Source organism: Streptomyces pilosus (genome assembly GCF_014649835.1).
Taxonomy (GTDB): domain Bacteria; phylum Actinomycetota; class Actinomycetes; order Streptomycetales; family Streptomycetaceae; genus Streptomyces; species Streptomyces pilosus.
Genome location: NZ_BMTU01000002.1, coordinates 356680 through 382460, shown reverse-complemented (window position 1 = coordinate 382460; position 25781 = coordinate 356680). Strand labels below are relative to the sequence as shown.

At 73.6% G+C, this 25781-nt stretch carries 27 protein-coding genes; 16 read left to right on the top strand and 11 right to left on the bottom strand.

Annotation, left to right across the window (positions count from 1 at the left end):
- Positions 1-3: 3 nt before the first annotated feature.
- Positions 4-249, bottom strand: coding sequence for a hypothetical protein (locus tag IE118_RS06665; RefSeq protein WP_189556370.1), 246 nt, complete (start codon positions 247-249; stop codon positions 4-6).
- A gap of 163 nt (positions 250-412) precedes the next feature.
- The gene (locus tag IE118_RS06660) at positions 413-2656 is read right to left on the bottom strand and encodes a glycoside hydrolase family 9 protein (RefSeq protein ID WP_189556368.1); all 2244 of its coding nucleotides are present in this window, start codon (positions 2654-2656) and stop codon (positions 413-415) included.
- Positions 2657-2897: 241 nt separating this feature from the next.
- Between IE118_RS06660 and IE118_RS06655 the strand changes: the two genes are divergently transcribed.
- Entirely contained in the window at positions 2898-5276 is a 2379-nt protein-coding gene (locus IE118_RS06655; RefSeq protein ID WP_189556365.1) for a SpoIIE family protein phosphatase, read from the top strand.
- A gap of 135 nt (positions 5277-5411) precedes the next feature.
- Here IE118_RS06655 and IE118_RS06650 read toward each other — a convergent pair whose 3' ends face one another.
- The gene (locus tag IE118_RS06650) at positions 5412-5933 is read right to left on the bottom strand and encodes a flavoprotein (protein ID WP_189556363.1); all 522 of its coding nucleotides are present in this window, start codon (positions 5931-5933) and stop codon (positions 5412-5414) included.
- A gap of 169 nt (positions 5934-6102) precedes the next feature.
- Between IE118_RS06650 and IE118_RS06645 the strand changes: the two genes are divergently transcribed.
- Positions 6103-6735 (top strand): LysE family transporter, encoded by a 633-nt coding sequence (locus tag IE118_RS06645; RefSeq protein WP_189556361.1) that lies wholly within the window; start codon positions 6103-6105, stop codon positions 6733-6735.
- Between the two features lie 89 nt (positions 6736-6824).
- Positions 6825-7274 (top strand): nitroreductase family deazaflavin-dependent oxidoreductase, encoded by a 450-nt coding sequence (locus tag IE118_RS06640; RefSeq protein WP_189556360.1) that lies wholly within the window; start codon positions 6825-6827, stop codon positions 7272-7274.
- A gap of 75 nt (positions 7275-7349) precedes the next feature.
- Here IE118_RS06640 and IE118_RS06635 read toward each other — a convergent pair whose 3' ends face one another.
- Positions 7350-8318 (bottom strand): cation diffusion facilitator family transporter, encoded by a 969-nt coding sequence (locus IE118_RS06635; protein WP_229846691.1) that lies wholly within the window; start codon positions 8316-8318, stop codon positions 7350-7352.
- 101 nt (positions 8319-8419) lie between these two features.
- On the opposite strand from IE118_RS06635, the gene IE118_RS06630 reads away from it, so the two are divergent.
- Together IE118_RS06630 and IE118_RS06625 are read left to right on the top strand one after the other, a co-directional pair.
- Positions 8420-9445 (top strand): glutathione S-transferase family protein, encoded by a 1026-nt coding sequence (locus tag IE118_RS06630; protein WP_189556358.1) that lies wholly within the window; start codon positions 8420-8422, stop codon positions 9443-9445.
- A gap of 63 nt (positions 9446-9508) precedes the next feature.
- On the top strand, positions 9509-9820 hold the full coding sequence (locus IE118_RS06625) for a DUF4235 domain-containing protein (protein WP_189556356.1): 312 nt from the start codon (positions 9509-9511) through the stop codon (positions 9818-9820).
- Between the two features lie 9 nt (positions 9821-9829).
- Here IE118_RS06625 and IE118_RS06620 read toward each other — a convergent pair whose 3' ends face one another.
- The gene (locus IE118_RS06620) at positions 9830-10222 is read right to left on the bottom strand and encodes a VOC family protein (protein WP_189556354.1); all 393 of its coding nucleotides are present in this window, start codon (positions 10220-10222) and stop codon (positions 9830-9832) included.
- 247 nt (positions 10223-10469) lie between these two features.
- Here IE118_RS06620 and IE118_RS06615 point away from each other — a divergent pair, with 247 nt between their 5' ends.
- The 3 genes from IE118_RS06615 to IE118_RS06605 all read left to right on the top strand — a co-directional run bounded on the left by IE118_RS06615 (position 10470) and on the right by IE118_RS06605 (position 12200).
- Positions 10470-10850 (top strand): anti-sigma factor antagonist, encoded by a 381-nt coding sequence (locus tag IE118_RS06615; RefSeq protein ID WP_229846690.1) that lies wholly within the window; start codon positions 10470-10472, stop codon positions 10848-10850.
- A gap of 151 nt (positions 10851-11001) precedes the next feature.
- Positions 11002-11664: a DUF4230 domain-containing protein gene (locus IE118_RS06610; RefSeq protein ID WP_189556350.1), complete on the top strand. Its 663-nt coding sequence runs from the start codon at positions 11002-11004 to the stop codon at positions 11662-11664.
- Positions 11665-11723: 59 nt separating this feature from the next.
- Positions 11724-12200, top strand: coding sequence for a VanZ family protein (locus IE118_RS06605; protein ID WP_189556348.1), 477 nt, complete (start codon positions 11724-11726; stop codon positions 12198-12200).
- A 113-nt stretch (positions 12201-12313) separates the two neighbouring features.
- Here IE118_RS06605 and IE118_RS06600 read toward each other — a convergent pair whose 3' ends face one another.
- A complete protein-coding gene (locus tag IE118_RS06600) occupies positions 12314-12589 on the bottom strand; it encodes a hypothetical protein (protein ID WP_189556346.1) in 276 nt (91 codons plus the stop codon).
- 92 nt (positions 12590-12681) lie between these two features.
- Between IE118_RS06600 and IE118_RS06595 the strand changes: the two genes are divergently transcribed.
- The 5 genes from IE118_RS06595 (at position 12682) to IE118_RS06575 (ending at position 17394) form a co-directional block, all read left to right on the top strand.
- Entirely contained in the window at positions 12682-13722 is a 1041-nt protein-coding gene (locus tag IE118_RS06595) for a PHP domain-containing protein (RefSeq protein ID WP_189556344.1), read from the top strand.
- 37 nt (positions 13723-13759) lie between these two features.
- Complete coding sequence (locus tag IE118_RS06590) at positions 13760-14416, top strand: HAD family hydrolase (RefSeq protein WP_189556343.1); 657 nt, start codon at positions 13760-13762, stop codon at positions 14414-14416.
- A gap of 51 nt (positions 14417-14467) precedes the next feature.
- Entirely contained in the window at positions 14468-15661 is a 1194-nt protein-coding gene (locus tag IE118_RS06585) for an FUSC family protein (RefSeq protein WP_189556961.1), read from the top strand.
- 363 nt (positions 15662-16024) lie between these two features.
- The gene (locus IE118_RS06580; protein ID WP_189556341.1) at positions 16025-17056 is read left to right on the top strand and encodes an SDR family oxidoreductase; all 1032 of its coding nucleotides are present in this window, start codon (positions 16025-16027) and stop codon (positions 17054-17056) included.
- Positions 17057-17112: 56 nt separating this feature from the next.
- Positions 17113-17394, top strand: a complete 282-nt coding sequence (locus tag IE118_RS06575; RefSeq protein WP_189556339.1) for a hypothetical protein — start codon at positions 17113-17115, stop codon at positions 17392-17394.
- Positions 17395-17457: 63 nt separating this feature from the next.
- Here IE118_RS06575 and IE118_RS06570 read toward each other — a convergent pair whose 3' ends face one another.
- Positions 17458-18747, bottom strand: a complete 1290-nt coding sequence (locus tag IE118_RS06570) for an ROK family transcriptional regulator (RefSeq protein ID WP_189556337.1) — start codon at positions 18745-18747, stop codon at positions 17458-17460.
- A gap of 341 nt (positions 18748-19088) precedes the next feature.
- On the opposite strand from IE118_RS06570, the gene IE118_RS06565 reads away from it, so the two are divergent.
- Together IE118_RS06565 and IE118_RS06560 are read left to right on the top strand one after the other, a co-directional pair.
- Positions 19089-19577, top strand: coding sequence for an FBP domain-containing protein (locus tag IE118_RS06565; RefSeq protein ID WP_189556335.1), 489 nt, complete (start codon positions 19089-19091; stop codon positions 19575-19577).
- Positions 19578-19658: 81 nt separating this feature from the next.
- Positions 19659-20891, top strand: a complete 1233-nt coding sequence (locus IE118_RS06560; RefSeq protein ID WP_189556333.1) for an aromatic acid exporter family protein — start codon at positions 19659-19661, stop codon at positions 20889-20891.
- 81 nt (positions 20892-20972) lie between these two features.
- On the opposite strand, the gene IE118_RS06555 is transcribed toward IE118_RS06560, so the two are convergent.
- The gene (locus IE118_RS06555; RefSeq protein ID WP_189556331.1) at positions 20973-21722 is read right to left on the bottom strand and encodes a DUF2470 domain-containing protein; all 750 of its coding nucleotides are present in this window, start codon (positions 21720-21722) and stop codon (positions 20973-20975) included.
- 87 nt (positions 21723-21809) lie between these two features.
- A complete protein-coding gene (locus IE118_RS06550) occupies positions 21810-22418 on the bottom strand; it encodes a TetR/AcrR family transcriptional regulator (protein WP_189556329.1) in 609 nt (202 codons plus the stop codon).
- 110 nt (positions 22419-22528) lie between these two features.
- Here IE118_RS06550 and IE118_RS06545 point away from each other — a divergent pair, with 110 nt between their 5' ends.
- On the top strand, positions 22529-24016 hold the full coding sequence (locus tag IE118_RS06545; RefSeq protein ID WP_189556327.1) for a cytochrome P450: 1488 nt from the start codon (positions 22529-22531) through the stop codon (positions 24014-24016).
- Between the two features lie 81 nt (positions 24017-24097).
- Here the strand turns inward: IE118_RS06545 and IE118_RS06540 are convergent, their stop codons facing one another.
- Positions 24098-25006: a sigma-70 family RNA polymerase sigma factor gene (locus IE118_RS06540; RefSeq protein ID WP_189556324.1), complete on the bottom strand. Its 909-nt coding sequence runs from the start codon at positions 25004-25006 to the stop codon at positions 24098-24100.
- Positions 25003-25767: a PIG-L deacetylase family protein gene (locus tag IE118_RS06535; RefSeq protein WP_189556322.1), complete on the bottom strand. Its 765-nt coding sequence runs from the start codon at positions 25765-25767 to the stop codon at positions 25003-25005. The genes IE118_RS06540 and IE118_RS06535 overlap by 4 nt, the downstream gene beginning before the upstream one ends.
- Positions 25768-25781 lie beyond the last annotated feature (14 nt).

Here is a 25781-nt window from a genome sequence, read left to right as displayed (position 1 = left end):
CGGTCAGGCGGCCCGCCCCTCGCCCCTGGCGGGAGGTTCGTCGTCGGGGAAGGCGGCGGCGAACTCGTCCTTGTGGGAGGCGAAGAAGCGGCGGAACGCCTCCGCGCCCTCCTGGAGGGCGCGGTGGCGGGCTATGTCGGCCGCGGCCGCCTCGCGCACGAGCGCCTTCATGGACGTACCGCGTTCCTTGGCGATCTGCCGCAGGTCCTCGAGCTCGCGGTCACTGAACTCCACGTTGAGAGCAGGCATGCCCTCAACGGTACCGCTCGGGTACTCGACCGTAAATACCCCCAGGTCAAGCGCCCCCTACAGGGGTACCGCAGGCCGGCGACACGGCCGGTCGCCGCGCCGCCGGCCGGGCGTGCCGGGTGCGGGCCGGCCGGGCGTCGGCGACCGGCCCGCGGTGCCGGCGTCAGCCCTGGTCGGCCACGAAGGAGGCCATCCGGGTCAGTGCCGCGTTCCAGTTGATCGTGTGCTCGTTGGTCGACCAGGACTGGATGTCGTCGATGAAGCAGAACTGACCGACGCAGCCCTGCAGCTTCGACTGGGCGAAGGGGTCCTGGATGCTGGAGTTCGGTCCGCCGGAGAGCGTGCCGGCCGGCGGGTTCGGCAGGTTCGGGTCGAGCTGCCGGGCGTACCAGCGGCTGTGCTGGTTCTGCGCGCTGACCTCTCCGTAGCCGGTGACGTAGGAGATGTTCAGGGCGTTGCGGCCCAGGATGTAGTCCATGCTCTGCAGCGCCCCGTCGCGGTACTTCGACGCGCCGGTGAGGTCGTAGGCGGTGGCGAGGACGACGGCGTTGTTGAGCACCTGGTGGCTGGAGCCCCAGTCGTAGACGTTGCCGGCGGGCGCGTACGGCATGCCGTACGGGTGAGCCTTCAGCGTGGCCAGGTAGCGGTCGGCGCCCTCGATCACGGAGCGGCGGACCTTGTCCCTGCCGGGCAGCCGGTTCGGCACGGTCGCGAGGTCGAGCCGGCCGGCCGCGGCGGTGCGCGCCCAGTCGAAGCCGATCGGGCCGAAGATGTCGGCGGTGTGCACCGGTGAGCCGAGCACGTACTCCTCGAACCGCCGCTCCCCCGTGGTGAGGTAGAGCTCGGCGGCCGCCCAGTAGAACTCGTCGGAGACGGTGTCGTCCGGGTAGGCGCCGCCGCCGATCCCGTCGTCGGGGTCGGCGAGCACGTCCGGGTGGGCGAGGGCCGCGGTCCAGGCCTTGCGCGCGGCCGCCAGCGCCGTGGCCGCGAACTCCTTGTCGTAGGGGCGGTACAGCCGTGCCGCCTGGGCGGCCGTGGCCGCGAGGTTCAGGGTGGCAGCGGTGGTCGGCGGGTGCAGTTCCCGCTTCTGCGGGTCGTCGCTGGGCAGCAGCGGCAGCCCGGTCCACTGCTCGTCGTGGATCTTGTGGTGCGCCATGCCGGCCAGCGGCTCACCGTCGGGGACCTGCATCTTCAGCAGGAACTCCAGTTCCCAGCGGGCCTCGTCGAGGATGTCCGGGACCTTGTTGCCGCTCTCGGGGATGTTCAGCGTGCCGTCGCCGAGCCTGTCCGCCTCGCCGGTGCGGGCGTGCCGGGCGCGCTCGTAGGTGCTGAGCACCTCCCAGGTGCTGATGCCTCCGTTGACGACGTACTTGCCGTGGTCGCCGGCGTCGTACCAGCCGCCGGTGACGTCGAGGGTGTAGTCGCACTCCCCCGGCCGGCAGGGCACCGCGCCGTCGCCGCGGTTGGGGGCCACGTCGACGTGTCCGGCGGGGCGGCCGTAGCCGGGGCGCAGGTCGTCGCGGATCGCCGTGCCACTGCGCTGGGTGTAGTAGTACTTGGCCGAGTCCAGCCGCAGCCGCTCGTAGGCGCCCGCGTCGATGTCGAAGGGGCGGCTGGTCTCGCCGTCCACGGTGAGGGTGTAGCCGGTCCCGCGCTTGCGGTGGGAGCCGAAGTCGAGGGAGTGGACGTTCTCCCCCGAGGAGCCGTCCACGCCCCGCGGCACCGTCCAGCCGGTGCGGACCACCCGGCCGTCGCCGTCCTTGAGCCGCCAGGGCAGCCGCTCCACGGCGTCGGTGACCACGGTGGCGTTCTTCGGCCCGGAGGGCAGATAGCCGACCTGGTTGACCCGGACCCGGGGGCCGGTGTCGGGCACGTACGGCTCCGGGGCGACGCCGCCGAGCAGCGACACGTCGTCGACGCAGAACCGCCAGGGGTCCGGACTGCCGCCGAGCTGGAAGCCGACCTGCCCCTGCGCGGTGTCGACGGGCGAGGTGAAGGTGTACGAGTAGGTGTCACCCGAGACGCTGAGCTGCGGGGACACCTCGTAGTAGGTGTCGTACGGCGCCGCCTGCAGGCCGACGATCGCCCGCACCACATGGCCCGCGGGAGAGCCGTTCGCGCTGAAGGAGAAGCGGTACGACTCGCCCTTCACCAGGGTGATGTCGTTCTGCCCGACGGCCGCGTCCCAGCGGTTGGCGGTGCCGCCGGGCACGTCGGCGCACAGGCGGCCGTCGGACGGCCCGGCGGTGACGCCGGGCGAGGCCCACCAGGGGTCGGTGCCGGTGTCGAAGGTTCCGTTGCGGACCTGTTCGACCTCGTCGGCCCCGGCCGGGGCGGCGGGCAGCGCGGTGAGGGCGGTCGCCAGCAGGCCGGTCAGGGACAGCAGAGCGGTTCTGCGTCTGTTCACGTCTGGGCTCCTCTGGGGAGGTGCGGGGCCGGAGCGCGTTTTGGGAGCGCTCCCATCTCCGTGCGCGGACCATGGTTGTGGCTGCTGTGACGGTCCGTCAACGGGTGGGACGGGACTGGTGGAGGTCGGCTGAAGGTCGGCGCCCGCGCCGTGTTCGCGTTCGCGCGGGGCCCGGACGCACTAGGCTGGGGCTCTGGCGATACACCGGTTGACGGTGAGTGTGCGCGATGGAGTGGCGACGATGAGCCCGGACGACCCGTTCGACGATGCCGTGACGGCCCGGGCCGTCATCGCCGCCGACGGCACGCTCGCGCGGTGGAACGAGGGCGCGCGCCTGCTGCTGGGGCACACGGCCGAGGAGGTCGTCGGCCGCCCGGCCTCCTTCCTGCTCGCCGAGGGGGCGGACCCCGCCCCGCTCCCGGCCGACCGCTGGAGCGGCACCCTCGCGCTGCGGCACCGTGACGGCGGCACCGTCACCGTGTGGGTGCTCGCGCACCACCGGACTCCGGCAGAAGGCGGCCGGGGCGACTGGCTCGCCGTCACCCCGCTGGAGACCTCCGACCACGAACTGCCCGACGAACCGCTGGTCAGGGCCGCCGTGTACCAGTCACCCTGTGCCGCGATGGTCTTCGACCGGTCGCTGCGGCTGCGCGGGGTCAACGACGCCATGGCGCACCTCCTCGGGCTGCCGGCCGACCACCTGCGCGGGCTGCGGCCCACCGACGTCGGCGGGCGGGTCCAGCACAGCGAGCTGGAGCGGCACCTGGACCAGGTGCTGCGCACCGGCCGTCCGCACGAGATGCAGACGTACATGAAGGCCACGAGCGAGAGCCGCGCGCACGCCTGGCTGGCCCGGCTGGCACCGCTCACCGACGGGACGCGCCGGGTGCGGGGCGTGTGCGTGACCGCCCACGACTTCTCCGAACAGTTCCGGGCGCGCGAGCGGCTGCAACTGGTCAACGAGGCCAGCATGCGCATCGGCACCACCCTGGACGTCACCCGTACGGCGCAGGAGCTGGCGGAAGTCTGCGTACCGGTGCTGGCCGACTTCGTCAGCGTGGACCTGCTGGAGCCGGACGAACCCGGGGGTGAGCCCGCCCAGCCGCTGACCACTCCGGTGTCGCTGCGCCGGGTCGCCCACCGCTCCCGCACACCGGGCGCCCCCGAAGCGACCGCCGAAACGGGCGAGGTGGTCGTCTACCCGGCTGCCGCGCCGCACGCCGACTCGCTGATCGCGGGCCACAGCATCATGGCCTCGATGGCCTCCGGTGAGCTCGACCCCTGGCTCGCCGTGGACGAGGAGCGGGCCCGGGAGATCCGGGAGCACGGAGTGCACTCGATCCTGTCCGTGCCGCTGCAGGCCCGCGGCACCACGCTGGGCGTCGCGGCCTTCACCCGCTTCAGCCACCCCGAGGCGTTCACCCACGACGACGTGCTGCTCGCCGAGGAGGTCACGGCACGGGCCGCCGTCTGCATCGACAACGCCCGCCGCTACTCCCGGGAGCGCGAGACCACCCTCGCCCTCCAGCGCAGCCTGCTCCCCCGCACCCTGCCGCGCACGGCCGCCGTGGAGGCGGCCACCCGCTATCTGCCGACGGCGCGCTCCGGTGTGGGCGGTGACTGGTTCGACGTGATCCCGCTGTCCGGGATGCGGGTGGCCATGGTGGTGGGCGACGTGGCCGGATCCGGCATCCAGGCGTCCGCGACGATGGGCCGGCTCCGCACCGCGGTGCGCACCCTCGCGGACATCGACCTGGCGCCCGACGAACTGCTGACCCACCTCGACGACCTGGTCCACCACCTGTCGCAGGAGTCGGGCGGCGACCCGGTGCAGAACGAGGTCGGCGCGACCTGTCTGTACGCGGTGTACGACCCGGTGTCGCGCCGCTGCACCCTCGCCCGGGCCGGGCACCCGGCGCCGGTCCTGATCGCGCCGGGCGCCGCGGCCCGGCACCTTGACCTGCCCTCCGGCCCGCCGCTGGGGGTGGGCGGACTGCCCTTCGAGTCGGCCGAGCTGGAGCTGCCCGACGGGGCGGTGCTGGCGTTCTACACCGACGGGCTGGTGGAGTCCCCCGGGCGCGACCCCGAGGTGGGCCACGCGCTGCTGCGCGAGGCGCTGTCCGACGCCGCCGGCCCGCTCGACGAGACCTGCGACCGTGTGCTGCAGTCGGTGCTCGCGCCGGGCGGCGCGAGCGACGACGTGGCCCTGTTGCTGACCCGTATCCACGGGCTGCCGTCCGCGCAGGTCGCCACCTGGGACATCCCCGCCGATCCGGCGCTGGTCGCCCCGGTCCGCAAGCAGGTCCTCGACCAGCTGGCCGCCTGGGCGCTCATGGAGGCGTCGTTCACGGCGGAGCTGGTGGTGAGCGAGCTGGTCACCAACGCCATCCGGTACGGCGCCCCGCCCATCCGGCTCCGGCTGATCCACGACGCCTCGACGCTGATCTGCGAGGTGTCGGACACCAGCCACACGGCCCCGCACCTGCGCCGGGCGAAGACCTGGGACGAGGGCGGCCGGGGTCTGCTGCTGGTCGCCCAGCTCACCCAGCGCTGGGGCAGCAGGCACACGGCCGACGGCAAGACCATCTGGGCGGAGCTGTCCCTGACGGACGGGGTCTGACCTCCGGGCGGCCGCCGGCGGTCCGCCCCTCACCCCGGCGGAGCAACGGGTCCGCCCGGCCTCCGCGGTGTCGCGGCGCGGCGGCCGGCCTTCCCCGCCGGGCGGGCCCACGGCCGCGTGGGGCGGTCCGGTGGGTCAGTCCCGCAGCAGGTCCAGCGCCCGCTGCCAGCCGAACTCGGGGCGTCCGCCGTCGGGTCGGGCCTCGCCCGCGTACGGATCGCCGAAGCGGACGCCCATGCCGCGCAGCCGGGTGAGGCTGTCCCGGTAGGCGGGATGGGAGGCCAGCGCGCCGGCGACGCACGGCAGGACGGCGACGGGCACCCCGAGACCGGCGGCCTCGCAGAGGGTGCCCAGGGCGAGCGTGTCCGCGATGCCGGCCGCCCACTTGTTGACGGTGTTGAAGGTGGCCGGTGCGACCACCACGGCGTCGGGGGCCGGGAAGGGGCGCGGGTCGCCCGGGCTGCGCCAGGCTGACCTGATCGGGCGGCCGGTCCGCGCCTCGACCGCGGCGGCGTCGAAGAAGCCGTTCATGGCGAGGGGCGTCGCGATGACGCCGACCTCCCAGCCCCGCTCCTGCGCGCGGGCGATCAGCTCGCCGACGTCCGAGGCGACACCCGCGGCGCAGACCACGACGTAGAGGAAGGGCTTCTCGGTCATCGGGAAACCCTAACCACCCCCGCGAAAACCCATTGCCCGTTTCCCCGGACAGGCTCCAGGATCCTGCCATGAGCACTCCTCCCCTCCCGATGCCGCTGTCCGTCACCGCGTCCGCCGCGGGCCGACAGCAGCGGTCCGGCCCCCGGGGAGGCCCGACACCGCCGCGCTCATGACGGCCGCGCTGCTCGCGGGAGTGCTCGCCGGCTACGGCATCGCGATCCCCGTGGGCGCCGTCGGCACGTACCTCGTCTCGCTCACCGCCCGCACCACCCTGCGCACCGGGGTCTGCGCCGCCCTCGGCGTCGCCACGGCCGACGGGCTGTACGCCCTGGCGGCCACGCTCGGCGGCCCGGCACTCGCGGCGGCGCTGCGGCCGGTGCTGGGGCCCCTGCGGTGGGTCTGCGTACTGGTGTTGCTGGCCCTGGCGGCGTGGGGTGCGGCGGGCGCCGTGCGGCGGTACCGGCACCACCGGCTCGCCACACACGCCGGGGCCGCGCCCGTGAGTCCGGCCCGCGCCTACCTGGCGCTGCTGGGGATCACGCTGCTCAATCCCACCACCGTGATCTACTTCGCGGCGCTCGTGCTCGGCTCGCAGACCGGGGACGCGGCCGGGTCCGGGGAGCGGGTCGTGTTCGTGGCGGCGGCGTTCGCCGCCTCCGCGAGCTGGCAGGTGCTGCTCGCCGGGGGCGGTGCGCTGCTCGGCCGCATGCTGACGGGGCACCGGGGGCGTCTGGTGACCGCTCTGGTGGCGAGTGGCGTGATGACGGCGCTCGCGCTGCGCATGGCGGTGGCACCTGTCTGAAAAGCGCGCGCTCCGGATGACTCCCGGGTGCGGCGGTGTTCCACTGATGATCGACTCGGCCGAGTACACGACGACGAGGGGACGATGCCATGCCTCTGCAAGGTGAGTACGAACCCAGCCCGACGCGGTGGGTGCGCGAACAGGTGGAGCTGTACGAGAGTTCGGGCGGCACCCGCGGGACGACGCTGCAGCAGACGGGGCGACCCGTCGTCGTGCTGACCAGCCGGGGTGCCAGGAGCGGCAAGCTGCGCAAGACCCCGGTGATGCGGGTCGAGCACGAGGGGCGTTACGCGGCGGTGGCCTCGCTGGGCGGCGCGCCACAGCATCCGGTCTGGTACCACAACATCAAGGCCGACCCGCACGTCGAACTCCAGGACGGGCCCGAGAAGTGGGACATGACGGCCCGTGAGGTCACCGGGGAGGAGAAGGCCGAGTGGTGGAAGCGCGCCGTCGCGGCCTACCCGGCGTACGCCGGGTACCAGGAGAAGACGGACCGTGAGATCCCGGTCTTCGTCCTGGAGCGGCGGGAACAGGGCTGAGGGACGCCGGCCCGGCGGTCCGGAGGATTCTCGCGCCCGGTGCGCATGAAGCCCCGGCCGCCGGGCATCCGTGCCTCAGGCCCCGCCGCGCTCCCCCGTCGCGGCGGGGCTTTCCCATGCCTCGCACGCTTCCGGGGAGCCCCGTTCGGTGACGTCGAGGAAGATCTGTTCCGCCTCGGGGAACGTGTGGGAGATGGACCGCTTGATGCGTACGGCGACCTCCTCCACCCGCTCGCTGTCCAGTCCGGGCACCAGGTCGACGCGGGCGGCCACCAGGACGCTGTCCAGGCCCGTCTTCATGGTGAGGAGCGCCTCCACGCTGTCGATCTCGGGCTGGGCCCGCAGCAGCTCCCGGATGCGCCCGCTCGTCTCGGGGGCGACGGCCTCGCCTATCAGCTGGTCCCGGGCTTCGCGGCCGAGCCGGTACGCGACGTAGACGAGCAGCGCGCCGATGGCGAGCGAGGCGGCCGCCTCCCACACCACCTGGCCGGTGACCATGTGCAGTGCCATGCCGGCGATGGCCAGGGTGACGCCCACCACCGCCGTGCCGTCCTCGGCGACCACGGTGCGCAGCGCCGGATCGCGCAGCCCGCTGGCGAGTCCGCCCTGCCGGCGCACCTGGTACAGGGCGCGCAGCAGTGAGCCGCCCTCGGCGAGCAGGGCGACGCCGAGCACGACCAGACCGGCGACGTAGCCGTCCAGGTCCTTCTCCTCGCCTCCGCTGCCGAGCGCCTCGATGCCCTGGTAGAAGGAGAAGCAGCCGCCCATCACGAAGATGCCGACGGCCGCGAGCAGCGACCAGAAGAAGCGCTCCTTGCCGTAGCCGAACGGGTGACGGCGGTCGGCGGGGCGGCGGCTGCGCCGCAGGGCGGCCAGCAGGAACACCTCGTTCAGGCTGTCGGCGACGGAGTGGGCCGCTTCCGACAGCAACGCCGGGGAGGAGGCCGCCAGTCCGCCGATGGCCTTGGCGACGGCGATCACCAGGTTGGCGGCGAGGGCCACCAGCACCGTGATCCGGGTTCTGCGATCCGATCGAGTACTCACCCCCGGCCGGTTGCCCCGGTCGGCCCAGGACACACCGTGCCGTCGGCGGAAAACGGGGAACGCGGTGACAGGGACATCGGAACGGCGACAAGGGAGGCACCATGGGCGGCGACGACGGGGGCGTCGGCAACAGCGCGTACGGCAGGAAGAAGTTCAGGAGGTCCAAGGCCCACTTCGCGGACCGGATCACCGCGGACGGCCGGGACGGCTGGCCCGTGGAGGCGGGGCGCTACCGGCTGGTGGTGAGCCGCGCCTGCCCGTGGGCGAGCCGGGCTCTGGTGTCCCGGCGGCTGCTCGGTCTCGAGGAGGCGCTGTCCCTGGCCGTGACCGACCCGGTGCAGGACGACCGGAGCTGGCGCTTCACGCTGGATCCGGACGGCCGCGACCCGGTGCTCGGGATCCGGTACCTGAGCGAGGCGTACGACCGGCGCGAGCCGGACCACCCGGGCGGGGTCAGTGTGCCGGCGGTCGTGGACGTACCGAGCGGGAAGCTGGTCACCAACGACTACCAGCAGATCACGCTGGACCTGGCCACCGAGTGGACGGACCTGCACCGTGAAGGGGCGCCCGACCTGTATCCGCGGGCGCTGCGCGACGAGATCGACGCGCTCGTGGAGGACGTCTTCCAGGACGTCAACAACGGCGTGTACCGGGCGGGTTTCGCCACCGACCAGGAGGAGTACGAGGCCGCGTGCACGGCGGTGTTCCGGCGGCTGGAGCTGCTGGCGGGACGGCTGGAGCGGCAGCGGTACCTGGTCGGCGACACCATCACCGAGGCGGACATCCGGCTCTTCACCACGCTGGTGCGGTTCGACGCGGTGTACCACGGCCACTTCAAGTGCAACCGGTGGAAGCTGGCGGAGAACCGGGTGCTGTGGGGCTACGTCCGCGACCTCTACCAGACACCGGGCTTCGGCGACACCGTGGACTTCGACCACATCAAGCGGCACTACTACCAGGTGCACACGGGCGTCAATCCGTCCGGCATCGTGCCGCTGGGCCCCGACCTGTCCGGCTGGACGACGCCGCACCACCGCGAGGAGCTGGGCGGCCGGCCGTTCGGGGACGGCACTCCCCCGGGGCCCGTGCCGGCCGGCGAGGAGGTGCCCGCGCGGGGCCGCCCCTGACCAGCCGGCCCGAACGACATCCACCGAACAGAACCGAGCAGGCAACCGATCCGGGAGATCGACATGGCGAAGAAGAGCAAGAAGGTCAAGAACAAGATGCCCCTGGCGTACAAGCCCGTCGGGTTCGTACTGGGCTGGACGAGCGGCACCCTGGCCGGGATGGCGTTCCAGAAGACCTGGAAGGTGATCCGGCACGAGGACGACGCGCCGGACGCCCTGGACCGCGACCGCCGCTGGGGAGAGATCCTGCTGGCCGCCGCCATCCAGGGCGCCATCTTCGCGGTGGTGCGCAGCGCCGTCGACCGCGCGGGCGCCAAGGCGATCGAGCGGTCCACGGGCAGCTGGCCGGTCCCGGACAAGGGCGGCCGCGACTGAGGTGAGGGCTCAGCCCTGCTTCGGTGCCGTCGGGGTGCCCCGGCGGACGACGAAGGAGTGGCCCGCCGGGTCGGCGTAGCCGCGCTCCTCGGCGGGCCCCGCGGGGTCGCCCGACTCGATCGGGCGGCCCCCGAGACTCACGATCCGGCGCTCCGCCGCGTCCAGGTCGTCCACCACGAACTCCAGGTGCGCCTGGAGGGAGTTCTCCGGGCGGGGCCAGCTGGGCGCGGTCGCGTTGACGTCGCGGCGCAACGCCAGCCGGAAGCCGTCGGCGGCCCGGATCTCCACCCGGTTGGCGTTGGCGCCGGCCTCGTCGGCTCCCAGCAACTCCTTGTAGAACTCGGCGAGTTTCTCGGGCTCGGCGCAGTCGAGCACCACCACGCCCGTCGTCACCAGTGCCATGTCTCCTCCGGGGTCCCGGTGCGGGGCGCTGCTGCCCCGCCCTGTACGGGAAACCTGTCCCGGCTCGCCGGTTTCAGTCGGCCTCCCGGCTCGGAGACGACACGAAAGAACTCGGTCGCAATGCGAAGACATATGTCAACCGGGCATGCTCCAATGCACTCGTTCGAGGGTAACTTGCCGGGTAGGAAACGGTGTTGGGACCGCTCCCCTTCCCCGTAGCACGGAGCAGGCTGGAGGAGATGGCGTCGTGCGGTACGAACCTGCGCCGCTGACCCGGCATCTGCGCGTCCGCCAGGACCGGGGCCACACGGTGCTGGAGTTCCGCGGTGAGATCGACATCGCCGCGGCCGCGGAGATCGTCCCGCACCTGGACATGGCGACCGCCGAACCGGACGCCCGGATCGTGATCGACCTGACCCGGGTCGAATTCTTCGACTGCTCGGGCCTGCGCCTGCTGTACCGGGCACTGCACCGGACCGCGGACGGGTCCGGGAGCCTGTACCTCGTCTGCGCGCATCCCCTGACCCTGCGCATGCTCCGCATCACGGGCCTGTCCCGGCTGCTGCCGCCGCGGCCGACCCTGCAGGCGGCCCTGGAGCAGCCGGAGTCGGCCTCCGGCCCGGCCTGACGGCACCGCGGCCCCCGATGGATCCCCCGTGACGGGCGAGACGCCCGCCGTGCGCCCCTCCATGCTTCCGCCACGGCCGTCGGATCCTCAACTTCCTTGTCTGGCAGGCGAACCGCAGGGCATCCGGACTTCAGGAAGGAGGGCCGTCGCCATGACGACTCCCGTGAAGGCAATGACCGCTCGCGTGCCCGGCTGGGTGAAGGTGGTCGGCTCGGTGGTGCTCGTGCTGGCCCTGCTGTTCGCCGGCATCCGGTTCAGCGTGCTGCCGGGTCTGAAGGACCTGTTCGGCACCGAGACCCGGGACCGCTCCGGCCCCGCGCTCCTGGAGTCCATCCAGGACATCAGCCGCTACGACGCCGCCTCGGGCAACTTCCAGGTCGTGGTGGACCTGGAGAAGGACGCCAAGTACCTGCCCGACGCGGTCCGCGGCAGCCGCACGCTGTACGTGGGCGCGGGCACCGTCGACGCCTACGTCGACCTCGGCAAGATGGGCAAGGACGACGTACGGGTCGACGAGAACCGCACGTCCGCCACGCTGCGCCTGCCCCACGCGCGCCTGGGCACACCGGCGCTGGACCCCGAGCGGTCCTACGCCGTCTCCAAGCAGCGCGGGCTGTTCGACCGGCTCGGCGACCTCTTCTCCGACAACCCCAACAGCGAGCAGGCCGTGCAGAAGCTCGCGGTGCGGCACATCGGTGACGCGGCGAAGGAGAGCGGACTCACCGCCCGGGCCGAGACCAACACCACCGAGATGCTCGAAGGCCTGCTGCGCTCCCTCGGGTTCGAGAAGGTGCGCGTCACCTACGGCGACTGACGGCCTGAGCCGGGGGTAACCGCCGTACCACCAAGGGAAGTTGACAACTGGAGGACCGAATGGCCCGCGCCGCCCCACGCCCGCTCCCCCTGCCCCTGCGGCTGCTGGTGCTGTTGTGCGCCCTCGTGTTCATGGTCGTCTTCGCGGTGGTGCTGGCCCGGCTCACCCTGCAGCCCTCGCCCGCCTCGGAGGCGCTGACCCACACCAATCTGCATCCGGGGCGCTCCCTGAGGGCCTACCTGGACCAGCCCGCGCTGCGCGACGCCGTGCGCCAGATCGGCGGCAACATCCTGCTCGGCGTGCCCTTCGGCGTCCTGGCGCCGGTCGTCGCACCGCGCACCCGCGGATTCCTGCGGATACTGGTGCTGACGGCCGTGGTGATGCTGCTGGTCGAGGTCGCCCAGGGCTTCCTGGTCACCGGACGCGCCTTCGACATCGACGACGTCATCCTGAACACCTCCGGGGCGCTGATCGGCTACCTGCTCGTGGGCCGGCGCCTCAGCCGCGCGGTGCACGCGCGCAAGGAGAAGGTCTAGCGGAGGTCCGGGGACGACCGCGGGCGGCGGGGCTCCCGTCGCCCGCCGCGCGCGCCGTCGCGGGGCAGCCGTCCGTGCGCCGCGGCTGCCCGGGCGGGACCGGCGGCCCCCGGCTAGGACCGCTCGTCCCGTTCCCGCTGCTCCTGGGGGAACCGGCGCACGGTCCAGGTGAGCTTGTCACCGCCCACCCAGCGGACCGTGTCCGGGTCGTCCAGGTCGTGGACGGTGATCCCGAACGCGGCGGCGGCCTGCAGCACGTCGGTCAGCGTTCTGGCCTCACCGACCACCTGTCCGTCGATCTCCACGATCCGGAACGGCGGGGTCCCGGGCTGCACCCCGAGCACCATGATCCGCGGGTGCGACATGTACGGGCTCGCGCTTTCGGTCATGCCTCGAGGGTAGAGCGCAAACCGGACGAACGCGGCGTCCGCCGTCGTGCGGCCCCACCCGCGCTGGGGAACCCTGGAGCGAGGAGGTGTCGATGGAACCCGTCGAGGCACTGGAGCGGATCGCCTTCCTGCTGGAGCGGTCCCTGGCACCGGCGTACCGCGTCCGCGCTTTCCGCACCGCCGCCCGCACGCTGGCGGAACTCGGCTCGGACGGGATCCGCGAGCGGGCGGCGGCCGGGACCCTCGAAGCACTCAAGGGGGTCGGGCCGAAGACCGCGCAGGTGGCGTACGAGGCACTGGCCGGCGAGGTGCCCGGCTACCTGCGGAAGCTGGAGGACGAGGCGGAGCGGCAGCCCGCGGACCGGGACGGCCGGCGGTTGCGGGACCTGCTCCGTGGGGACTGCCATCTGCACTCGGACTGGTCGGACGGCGGCAGCCCGATCGAGGAGATGGGCCGCACCGCCGCTCAGCTGGGGCACGAGTGGGCCGTGCTGACCGACCACTCGCCGCGGCTGACCGTGGCGCGCGGGCTGTCGCCCGGCCGCCTGCGCGAGCAACTGGACGTCGTGGCGGAGCTCAACGAGCGGTGGGCGCCCTTCCGGCTGCTGACCGGGATCGAGTGCGACATCCTGGAGGACGGCACCCTCGACCAGGAGCCGGAGCTGCTGGACCGGCTGGACGTCGTGGTGGTGTCGGTGCACTCCAAGCTGCGGATGGACGCGCGGTCCATGACCCGCCGCATGGTGGCGGCCGTGCGCGACCCGCACTCCGACGTCCTCGGCCACTGCACCGGACGGCTGCTGACCGGGCGCGGCCGGCCCGAGTCCGCGTTCGACGCCGACGAGGTGTTCGCGGCGTGCGCGGAGACCGGCACCGCCGTGGAGATCAACAGCCGGCCGGAGCGGCTCGACCCCCCGCGCCGGCTGCTGCGCCGGGCCGTCGGGGCGGGTGTGCTGTTCTCCGTCGACACCGACGCGCACGCGCCGGGCCAGCTGGACTGGCAGATTCTCGGCTGCGCCCGGGCGCAGGAGTGCGGGGTACCTCCGGAGCGGGTGGTCACCACCTGGTCCCTCGACGAGGTGCTGGAGTGGGCCCGGGACCGGATGGTGCCCTCCGGAGTGGCGGGCGGCTGAGGTGGTACCCGTCCCCGCCCCCGAGGAAGGATCGCTTATGGAACGGGCCGCCGTGTTCGACGTCGACGGCACCCTGGTCGACACCAACCACCTGCACGTGACGGCCTGGTGGGAAGCGCTCAGGCAGGCGGGCCACCGGGTGCGGATGCACGACGTCCACCGGGCCGTGGGACTGCCCTCCTCCGATCTCGTCGCGCACCTGCTGGGCGAGGACCGGGACACCGCGCTCGACGAGGAACTGAGCAGCGCGCACAAGGCGCTGTACGGGCAGTACTTCGACCGGCTGCCCGCGCTGCCGGACGCCGGCCGGCTGCTGAAACGGCTGCACCGGGACGGCTGGGCGGTGGTGCTGGCCACCTCGGCCGGCGGCGCGGAGCTGAGCGCGCTGCGCCGGGCGATCGACGCGGACGAGGCGATCACCGCGACGGCGAGCGCCGACGACGTCGAGCGGGGCAAGCCCGCGCCGGAGACCGTGGAGCACGCCCTGGAGCTGGCCGGGGTGCCGGCCGGCCGGGCGGTCTTCGTCGGTGACACGGTGTGGGACATGCGGGCGGGCAGCCGCGCCGGGGTGCGCTGCGTGGGCGTGCTGTGCGGGGGGATCCCGCGGGCCGATCTGGAGGAGGCCGGCGCGGACGCTGTCTACGACGGTCCGGCTCAGCTCCTGGCGTCCCTGTCGGACAGCCCCCTGGCATGAGGGGCCCGGCGAACGGGATACCCGCAGGACATGGTGCGTACGTGGGAAGAGATGCCGCCGGGCGGGACCGGCGGGCGGGTCTCGGCGGCGGCCCGGCTGCGCGAGGCCGTGCGCTGGGACGCGCGATCCGTCGGACGGGCGGCGCGGGCCGCGTGGCGCGGGCCGGGCCGGGAACGGGACCTGCTCGTCCAGTCGCTGAAGGCCGCGGCGGCGGCACTGCTGGCCTGGCTGCTGGCGCAGGTCTGGCTCGGCGACCCGATGGCCCTGATGGCGCCGTGGGTGGCGCTGGTCCTGGTGCAGGCCACGGTCTACAGCTCGGTCGTCCAGGGCACCCGCCAGTTCGCCGCGATCTGTGTGGGCGCCCTGGTGGCCTCGGGAGCGCAGGCGGTCACCGGGGACACGACGGGCGCGCTCGCGCTGTCCGTGCCCGTGCTGGTGCTGCTGTCGAACTGGCCGCGCTTCGGCGACCAGGGCATCTACGCCGCCACCACGGCGGTGTTCACCATCGCCACGGGTACGGTGAGCGCGGTCGCCGTCGGACACCGGCTGGGCCAGGCCGCGCTCGGCGCGGTCATCGGGATCGCCGTGAACGCGCTGGTGCTGCCGCCGATCCACCTGCGGGACGTGCGGGAGAACCTGTCGGCGCTGGCCCGGGAGACGGGTGATCTGCTGCGCACCGTCGCCGGGGACCTGCGGGAGGGCGAGTGGGACGGGCAGACGGCCGTCGGCTGGGTGGGTGCCTCCGCGCGGCTCCAGGACCGTCTGGAGGCGCTGCGCTCGGCCCGGGGCTGGAGCACGGAGAGCCTGCGGCTGACCTCGGGCCTCCTGCGGGGCCTGCACCGGGCGCCGACCAAGGCGCTGCCTCCGGCGGAGGAGGACGAGCGGTTCGCCCGGATCACCGGGCACGTCACCGCGCTGACCCGCACCCTGGCGGTGGCCGCGGACGAGAGGCGCACGCCCTCCGCACCGGACGCGGCGGTGCTGCGCTGCTACGCGGAACTGCTGGAGCTGCTCGGCGACAGCTGTGGGGCCGAGGCCGACCGGCTGGTGGGCGACGGCACGCGGGAGGACCCCCTGCTGGACGAGCGGACAGAGGCGGTGATGCGGGAACTGCACGAGCGGCTGCAGGAGGGACTGCGCGAGCACGCCGGTCGGGGCGCCGCGCGGGCGGCGGTCCTGGGCACGCTGCTGCTCCAGGCGGAGAACCTCTGGGCGGAGCTCGACGGCGGGGAGCGGCCGCGGTGACACACCTCACGCGCCTGTCCCGCCGGACGCGGAACAGCACGCCGGCGCCGGCCGTTGAACAGGACGTGGGTGCGGACGGGACAGTGTCCCCGGGCCTCACCATCCGCCCACAGGGACGATCGTTCGGCTGAAGCCCTGTGGAGCCTTTCGCCGAGAGGCGACCGCCGTCCGTGCCCACCCTCTGTCCGCCCCGACCGTGATTCCCCCGTCGCGGTCGGGGCTCTCCATGTACGGCGCCCGTCACGCAGCCGATGGACGTACGGCGCCCCGTCACCCACCCGCCCCCGCCGCGCCGCGGCGTGCACGCCTCCGCCTGAGGGGTACCCGCCGCTTCCGCGGAGCGTACGGCCGAGAGGAGCGGAAGTGAGCAGCGCAACGGGCATGAAGGTGGTCGTCACGGGTGCCACGGGCAACGTCGGGACCAGCGTGGTGCGGGCCCTCGCGGCGGAACCACGGGTGGCGTCCGTACGGGGGCTGGCCCGGCGGGTGCCCGAGTGGTCCCCGCCGAAGACCGAGTGGGCGGCGGTGGACGTGGCCTCGGACCGGTTCGATCTCGTGGAGGAGTTCACCGGCGCCGACGCGGTGATCCATCTGGCCTGGGCGTTCCAGCCGACCCACGATCCGGCGACCACGTGGCGCACCAACGTGCTCGGCAGCATGCGGGTGTTCGACGCGGTGGCCGGGGCGGGAGTGCCGGCGCTGGTGCACGCCTCGTCCGTCGGGGCGTACTCGCCGGGCCCGAAGGACCGGGCGGTGGACGAGTCCTGGCCGACGCACGGCTGGCCGGACGCCGCGTACTGCCGGGAGAAGGCGTACCTGGAGAGGGCGCTGGACACGTTCGAGCGGGACCACCCCGGCACCCGGGTGGTACGGATGCGGCCCGCGTTCCTCTTCAAGCGGGAGTCGGCGAGCGAACAGCGCCGCATCTTCGGCGGGCGTTTCCTGCCGGGGCCGATGGCGCGGCCCGACCTGCTGCCGTTCCTGCCCGACGTCCCGGGGCTGCGGGTCCAGGCGCTGCACACCGACGACGCCGCCGACGCCTACCGGCTGGCGGTGCTGTCCGACGGGGCGCGGGGCGCCTTCAACCTCGCCGCCGAGCCGGCCGTCGACGCGGATCTGCTCGGGGAGATGCTCGGCACCCGCCGGGTGCGGCTGCCGCGCACCGCGGCCCGTTCGGCGGTCGCCGCCGCGTGGGGGCTGCGCCTGCTGCCGGCCTCCCCGCACCTGTTCGACGCCGTGCTGAGGCTGCCGCTGATGGACTGCACGCGCGCGCGGGTGGAACTGGGCTGGCGGCCGACGCGCACGGCGACGCAGGTGGTGGAGGAGTTCCTGCTGGGCATGCGGCAGGGGGCGGGGGAGGCGACGGAGCCGATGCGCGGGCGCAAGGTGGGCTGAGTGCCGGGTTTCGCGGGTACCCGCGAGGGTCCGCACACGGATGGAGGGAGAGCGACGTGACCGACCACCGCCTCGAAGGACCCGGTGAGAACGGCGCGGGTGTGCCCCGCGACCTGCCCGACCAGCAGGCCGGCCCCGGTGAGGACCCCTGGGAGGTCGCGCCCGGCGCCGCGGAACGGGAGAGCGAGAAGAAGGCAGACGCGTCGGAGGAGCGGGAGGCGGACGAGGCGGGGACGGACGTCCCCGACACGGACGAGGCCGGGACGGGCCGCAGGGGCGCGTCGCGGCCGGCGTCCGGCAACGAGGAGAACCCGGTCCCCGACGAGCCCACGGGCTGACCGGACCGGCCCGGGCGGGGCCGCGCCCGGGCGGGGCCGCCCGGGCCGCCCGGCGGACGCCGTTCAGCGCGGGACGCGGTCCTCCAGGGCCGTGCGCCAGGCGGGGGGCGGGGATTCGGGGTCCGGGGCCGGGCGGCGACCGCCGCGGCTGAAGAAGTCGGCGAGCGGCAGGATCGCGGCGCCCACGGTGACCGCGTCGGGACCGAGGCGGCCCAGCTCGATCGTCACCTTCTCCGCCGGATGGCGCAGTGCGTACGACAGGGCGTGCCTGCGCACGGCGGGCAGGAAGCGGGAACCGAGCTGGAGTCCCGCCCAGCCGCCCATGAGGATGCGCTCCGGCTGGAAGAGGTTGATCAGGTCGGACAGGCCCGCGCCCAGGTACTCGGCGGTCTCCTCCAGGACGGCGAGCGCGACCGGGTCGGGCGCCGTGTCGCCGGCGGGGTAGGCGGCGGCGAGCATCGCCGTCAGGGCCGTCTCCTCGTCCGTGCCCCCGGGCACCGCGCCGCCCTCCTCGCGCCACCGGGCGAGCAGCGACTCGGCGCCGGCGTACGCCTCCAGGCAGCCCAGCGCGCCGCAGCGGCAGCGGCGCCCCCGGACCCGTACCGTCAGGTGCCCCCACTCCACCGCCCGGCCGTGTTCCACCTCCGGGGTGGCCAGGCAGGCGCCGACGCCGGAGCCGAAGAGGACCACGAGCGCGTTCCTGGCACCGCGTCCGGCCCCGAACCACATCTCGGCCTGGCCGAGGGTCCTCGCGCCGTTGTCGATGAAGTACGGCACGCTGCCGGGCAGCGGGGAGCCGGTGCGCAGCAGCGACTCCAGCGGGATCGCGTCCCAGCCGATGGTCTGCCCGTGCACGACGGCGCCGCCCTCGGGAGTGTGCTCGACGATGCCGGGAACGCCGATGCCGACGCCGAGGAGCCGTTCGGGGGCGAGCCCCGCGGCGGCGAGCACCTCGTCGATGCCGGAGCGGATGTGGTCGACGATGACCTCGACCTCGTACCGCTGCTGCGTGAGCGGGCGTTCGGCGCGGGCGAGCTCAGTGAGGGTGAGGTCGAACAGTTCGACGCGCACCCGGGTCTCCCCCACGTCGACGCCGATCATGTGGCCGCTGGCCGGTGCCACCCGCAGCAGGGTGCGCGGGCGGCCGCCGTCGGAGTCGACGCTGCCGGCCTCCTCCACGAGCCCGTCGGCGACCAGGTCGGCGACGACATTGCTGACCGATCCGGAGCTGAGGCCGGTGGCGGGGCCGAGCTCGAAGCGGCTCAGCGGGCCGTCGAAGTACAGCCGTTGCAGCACGGCCGTGCGGTTGGCCCGCCTGAGGTCGCGCACCGTGCGTCCGTTCCGCCCCGCCATGTGGCTCCTCCCGAAACCCTGCCCGACCTGCAACATACCGGTGGGGAAGGTTTCGGCGCGACTTTCCTCCCCCCTTATTTCATGTTGTGAACTAACGGGGGTGTTCCCTGGTCGCGCCGCGGTCGCGGTTCCGGCGCTCCCCCACGAGCCCGCTCCCGCCCCCCGGCGACTGCGGTACAGCGTACGGAACGCGCGACGCGGCGTGCTCCTGCGGAAAATCCGTTGGCTCCCCCGGCGGCCCGGTCCCTACCCTGAACCGGAAAGATCCGGACCCCCTGACCTCTGGGCTCCGGGAGATCACGCACAGCACGCGCCGCGGCGCACGCCAGGAGACGGCCTTCATGAAAGCGCTCACCGAGCAGGACATCCGCACGTCGTTCATCAACTGCTCGAAGGGTGAGGCCAAGCGGCTGGCCGTGCCCCGGGGCCTGGAGGCGCGCCCCTGGGACGATCTCGACTTCCTGGGCTGGCGTGATCCGGGCGCACCCGACCGCAGTTACCTCGTCGTCGAGCGCGAAGGGCGTCCCGTCGGGGTGGCCATGCGGTTCCAGCCCGCCCAGCGGGGCTTCCTGCACCGCAGCATGTGCTCCCTGTGCCTGACGACGCATCCGCGCGGCGGAGTCTCCCTGATGACGGCGCGCAGGGCGGGAGCGGCCGGCCGCGAGGGCAACTCGGTCGGCGCCTACATGTGTACCGACCTGGCCTGTTCCCTCTACCTGCGCGGTCTGAAGGTGCCCGAGAGCGGGGCCCGTTTCGAGGAGAGCCTCACCCTGGAGGAGCAGATCGACCGCACCCGGCGCAACCTCCTCGCCTTCCTCGACAAGCTGTAGTCCCCGCCCGTTTGTCCGCCGGGGGACTGCCGTCGCCACGGAACACGTTCGTTGCGTCCGGGGAAGGGGAACCGTCCCGAGATGCAAGTTGTACGTGAGATGACCGCCCCCGCCGTTCAGTTCGTCAAGCGTCGCCGGGACCCGGTGACCGTGCAGACGGTGCGGTCGGCGGCGGCGGCCACGGTCGCCTACGTCATCGCCGTGCGGCTCAGTCCCGAGGCCGCCCCGCTCACCGCGCCGCTGACCGCGCTGCTCGTCGTCCAGGTCACCCTGTACTCCACGCTGACCACCGGGCTGCGCCGGGTGAACGCCGTAGTGACCGGCGTCGTCCTGGCGATCCTCTTCAGCCTCCTGGTGGGTCTGACCTGGTGGAGTCTGGGCCTGCTCATCCTGGCGTCGCTGATCGTCGGCCATCTGGTACGGGTGGACGAGTTCGTCCCGGAGGTGGCGATCAGCGCGATGCTGGTGCTCGGGGTGACCACCCACGGCGACACCGCCTGGGCCCGAATCGTCGAGACTCTGATCGGAGCGGTCGTCGGGATGGGCTTCAACCTGCTGCTGGCCCCGCCGGTGTGGGTGGAGGAGGCCGGTGAGTCGATCGAGGAGCTGGCGCGGCGGGTGCGGCAGCTGATGCTGCGGATCGGGGAGGAGGCCGCGCAGGGACCGCCCTCGGACCGCGCGGCCGCCCGGCTGCACGAGGCCCGCCGGCTGGACCACGACATCTCCGAGGTGGACGCGGACCTCCGGCAGGCGGAGGACAGCCTGCGGCTCAATCCGCGCGTGCGTGAGGGGCTGCTGCACCGGATCGTGCTGCGCACCGGTCTGGACACGCTGGAGATCTGCACGGTGGTGCTGCGGGTGCTGGCCCGCACCCTGACCGACCTGTCCAAGGAGCGCGGCCCCGGGAGGCTGTTCGCGCCGGACACCGGGGTCGTCTTCGAGCAGCTGCTGTCCGAGATCTCCGACGCCGTCGTCAGTTTCGCGGTGCTGGTGACCACGAGTGTGAGCGCCAACGCGGAGTCGGCGGAGGACCGGCTCGCCTCCCAGCTGCGGCAGGCGTCGGCCACCCGGGACAAGCTGGCCGAACTGCTCTTCGCCGAGGCCCGGCGCGACGCGCGCGAGTGGCAGCTGCTGGGCGCGGTGCTGACCGAGGTCAACCGCATCCTCGACGAGATGGACACCGAACACCGCACGCGCCGCCTCTTCGAGGAACTGGACCGGCACTCGCAGGAGCAGCGCGAGCGGCTGCCCCGGCTCAGCCGGCTGCGGGACCGGCTGAGCCGGAACCGCCGCGGCGCCTCCGCTCGTTCCTGAGCACGGGCGGGATCCCTCGCCCCACCGGGTGGAACCCCGGGGAGACGCGCCGGGGCGCCGGTACAGGACGGTGACCGGTGGTCAGGCCGCCGGCCGTCCGCCCGCCACGTCGTCGTCCATGCCCCGGCGCTGCAGCGCGCGGGGGCAGGAGGCGGCGGCGGCCTGGGCGAGCAGGACGTGCATGCGCTCGGTGAGCTGGGCGAGGTCGTCGGCGGGCGCGTGGAACGGCAGCCGTACGTCACCGCCCGCGCGGACGCGTTCGATGCGCAGGGTCAGTCCGTGCCGGTCGACGGCGAGCGGCTGGACGCGGACCGCGCCGTGCAGGCTGCTCGTGTCGACCAGGCGGGTGAGGCGTTCGACCGCGTCGGCGTGGCAGTCCGCGAGGTGGGTCAGCAGCCGGGCCTCGGCGGTGGCGAGCGGGTCGGGGGCCGCGGTGGCGAACTCGCCGGGGTCGACCAGCACGGCGCCGGACTGCTGCCGCAGGACGACGCGCGTCGGCCGGAAGGCGAGAGGGCCGTCCCGGTCGGAGAACCAGCCGGCGAGCCACAGCCGGGCGCGGATCCGGTCGCGCACGGGGACGGGAGCGACGTCGGCGAACTCCAGCACCGCGGACGGCTCGCCGCGCGGCGCGCAGATCGCGGCGGCGCGCAGGACGCTGTCCTCCGGGACCTCCAGGAGCACCCGTCCGTCGTCGGTCACGGTGTGCGCGCCGACGAACTCCTCGCGGGTGCCCTCCGCGGTCACCGCGCAGGACCACGCGGCGGCGAGCACCGAGCGGGCCCGCTCCGCCGCGCCCGGTGCGGCCGTCCAGCTCTGCGAGTCGTCACCCATCCCGAACCTCCTCTTAGGTAAGCCTTGCCTAACCTATCGAAGATCGGGGTGCGCGCCAACCGGATGTCGTGATCCCCGCGGGGCCTCTCAGGGCGCGAGCACACCGAGCAGGGCCCGCGCGCACAGGTCGCGCACCTGTTCACGGCCCAGTTCGGCGCCGCGCAGCCACTCCAGGCAGACCGCGGTGGTGAAGGCCAGCCAGCCGCGCACCGCGAGCCGGGTGTCCGGCCGCGCCTCGAAGGCCGGACCGAACTCGGGATCCGCCGCGAGCGCCGCCAGGATCTGCTGCTCCTGTGCGGCCAGCGCCCGCCGGTAGACCCGGCGTACGGACTGGTCCCCCGCGGCGTCGGCACGGTGGAAGGCGCGGTAGCCGTGCGCATGGGCCTCGACGTACTCCAGATACGCGTCGAGACCGGCGGTGAGCTGTTCCCGCACCCGGACGCCGGGGACCGCCGCCGTCATCCGGAGCATCCGCTCGCTCTCCCGCTCCACCACCGCCGCGAAGAAGTCCCGCTTGGTGGGGAAGTAGTGGTAGAGCAGCCCCCGCGACACCCCGGCGATCTCGGCGACCTGCTCGATCCACACGTCGTCGTAGGGACTCTCGGAGAACAGCCGTGCGCCGACCGACAGGAGCTGCTCGCGGCGCTCCCCGGTGCTGAGCCGGCGGCGGGCACGCCCACCCTGGTTCACGGCCATCCCCGCACTGTACTTGACGCCGGTTCGACAACCGGACCAGACTGATGGCGCGCTATTGAACTCGCGTACAACAGGCCGCACCCGCTCGCCGGGTCGAAGGAGAACGCGTCATGGCGGAGACGACGACACGGTCCGGGCTGCCGAAGGGTTTCCGCGGCGCGGAGCAGGGCTGGCCGGCGCTGCACCGCATACCCCACCCGCCGCGCCGCCTGCCGCTGGTGGGCGACGTCGTCGGCGCGAGCAGGCGGACTCCGCTGCAGGACTCGATGAAGTACGCCCGGGACCTCGGGCCGATCTTCCGCCGGAACGCCTTCGGCAGGGAGTTCGTGTTCACCTGGGGTGCCGCTCTGGTGGCGGACCTGTCCGACGAGTCGCGCTTCGCCAAGCACGTGGGGCTGGGTGTCGCCAATCTGCGGCCGGTCGCGGGCGACGGACTGTTCACCGCCTACAACCACGAGCCCAACTGGCAACTGGCGCACGACGTGCTGGCTCCCGGGTTCAGCCGTGAGGCCATGGCCGGGTACCACCCCATGATGCTGGCCGTGGCGGAGCGGCTGACGGAGCACTGGGACCGCGCGGCGGCCGGGGGGCGGCCGGTGGACGTGCCCGGTGACATGACGAAACTGACGCTGGAGACGATCGCGCGGACCGGCTTCGGGCACGACTTCGGATCCTTCGAGCGGGCACGCCCCCATCCGTTCGTCACGGCGATGGTCGGCACGCTCACCTACGCCCAGCGGCTCAACAGCGTTCCGGCGCCGCTGGCCCCGCTGCTGCTGCGTCGCGCGAGCCGCCGCAACACGGCCGACATCGCGCACCTCGACCGCATCGTCGACGAGGTGGTGCGGATCCGGCGCGCGGGGGGCCCGGGGGACGGGGACCTGCTGGACCGGATGCTGGAGACGGCGCACCCGGAGACCGGGGAGCGCCTGTCGGCGGAGAACGTCAGGCGGCAGGTCATCACCTTCCTCGTGGCGGGTCACGAGACGACGTCGGGCGCGCTGTCGTTCGCGCTGCACTACCTGTCCCGCGAGCCCGGGGTGGCAGCCCGGGCGCGTGCCGAGGTGGAGCGCGTCTGGGGCGACACGGCGGCGCCCGGCTACGAACAGGTGGCCAGACTGCGGTACGTGCGCCGGGTGCTCGACGAGTCGCTGCGGCTGTGGCCGACAGCTCCGGCCTACGCCCGGGAGGCGACCCGGGACACGGTCCTGGGCGGGGATCACCCGATGCGCCGGGGTGCCTGGACGCTGGTGCTGACACCGATGCTGCACCGGGATCCCGCCGTGTGGGGAGCGGACGCCGAGCGGTTCGACCCGGACCGCTTCGACGCGGCGGCGGTACGGTCCCGGCCCGCGCACGTCTTCAAGCCGTTCGGGACGGGAGCGCGGGCGTGCATCGGGCGGCAGTTCGCCCTGCACGAGGCGACGCTGGTCCTCGGCCTCCTCCTGCGCCGCTACGACCTGACCCCGGACCCCGGCTACCGGCTGAGCGTGACCGAACGCCTCACGCTGATGCCGGAGCGTCTGCGGCTGTACCCGCACCGCAGGACGCCGTCCGCCGTGCCCGCCGCCCGCCCCGCCGGGCCGCCGTCGCCCTGACGGCCGGGCGGGTTCGGACCGGGTCCGCCGGTGCGCGCCGGTCCGCGACGCGGACGACCCCCGCTGCGGCCGGTCGCCGGGTCAGTTCTCGTCGTCGGGGACCCGCAGGCGGCCGAGGCGTTCCGGGTCGGCGAGCACGTACATCCCCGTGATGCGGTGGCCGGTGGTGGTGACGGACATGACCGACCCGATGCGGCCGTCGACGACGCTGAGCAGGCCCAGGGAGCCGTTGACCAGCACGATGCGTGCCGCGGCGGTGTAGCGGGCGAACAGCAGCGCCGACTCGGCCACCGGTTGCGCGCCCCGGAGAATCCTGGACGCGGCCGTGCCGCGGACCAGTGCGCCCGCGTCGGCGCGCAGCACCACGTCCGGGTGCAGGACGGCGACCAGCGCCTCGAAGTCACCGCCGCGCGCGGCGGCCATGAAGGCGTCGAGCACCTGCCTCTGCCGGCCGAGGTCGGGGTCGGACGGTGGCGTGGCGTCCCGTACCCGGCGGCGGGCCCGTGAGGCGAGCTGCCGGGTCGCGGCCGCGTTGCGCTCCACGACCGGGGCGATGTCGTCGAACGGCACGGCGAACATGTCGTGCAGCACGAACGCCAGCCGCTCGTCGGGTTCCAGTGTTTCCAGGACGACCAGCAGGGCCACGCCGACCGAGTCGGCGTGCAGCGCCTCCCGTTCGGGGTCCGTCTGACCGAGGGGTGCGACGACCGGGTCCGGGACGAAGGTCTCGTCCATCGGCTGCTCCCGGCGGACGGCGCGGGAACGCAGCAGGTCCAGGCAGATCCGGCCGGTCACGGTGGTCAGCCAGCCGCCCAGGTTGCCGATGCCGCCGGGGTCCACCCGGCCCAGGCGCAGCCAGGCCTCCTGGACGGCGTCCTCGGCCTCGGCGAGCGAGCCGAGCATGCGGTAGGCGATCGCCCCGAGGCGGCCGCGGTGCTCCTCGAAGCTCCGCGCCAGCGCCTCGTCCCCGTCCTCGTCCTGGCGGGTCATCGTGGGAACAGCTCGAAGGCGACGGCGGGACGGTCCCCGAACCGCTTCCCCGTCTCCTCGGCGAACCCGGTCAGCAGCCCCCGTGCGTACGCCTCCGGGTCCTCGTCGGTCAACGCCTCGATGTAGGTGCGGTGTTCGAGCAGGGAGAGCACGGCCCGCTCCAGGCCGGCGGTCGCGTCCACCGCGTGCGTGGGGTTGCTCGAACCGGCGACCGCCACCCAGCGGACGCCGTTCCAGGGTTCGAGGCCCCGCTCGGTCAGCTCCGGGAAGATCCAGCGGTTGCCGGCGTCACCGGCCGCGTCGAGCGTGGCGCGCCCGACGGCCACGTGGTCCGGGGTGTTCCAGAAGGTGCCGCCCCAGGTGTCCCGGTGGTTGAGGGTGATCACCAGCTCGGGCCGGTACCGGCGCACGGCGGCGGCGATGTCACGGCGCAGGGCGGGGCCGTACTCGACGACACCGTCCGCGTGGTCGAGGAAGTCGACCTCCGTCACGCCCACCACGGCGGCGCTCGCCCGCTGCTCGCGCTCCCTGAGCCGGCCGCACTTCGCCGGTTCCAGGGTGTCGATGCCCGCCTCGCCGCGGGTGGCCAGCACGTAGGAGACCTCGCGGCCCGCGTCGGTCCAGGACGCGATCGCCGCCGCGCAGCCGTACTCCAGGTCGTCCGGGTGGGCGACCACCGCCAGGGCGCGCTGCCAGTCGTCCGGCATGGGCTGGAGTCGACTGGTCGTCGGCTCGAGTTGACTGATCGTCGGCTCGGTCATGTCCGCAGACTAAC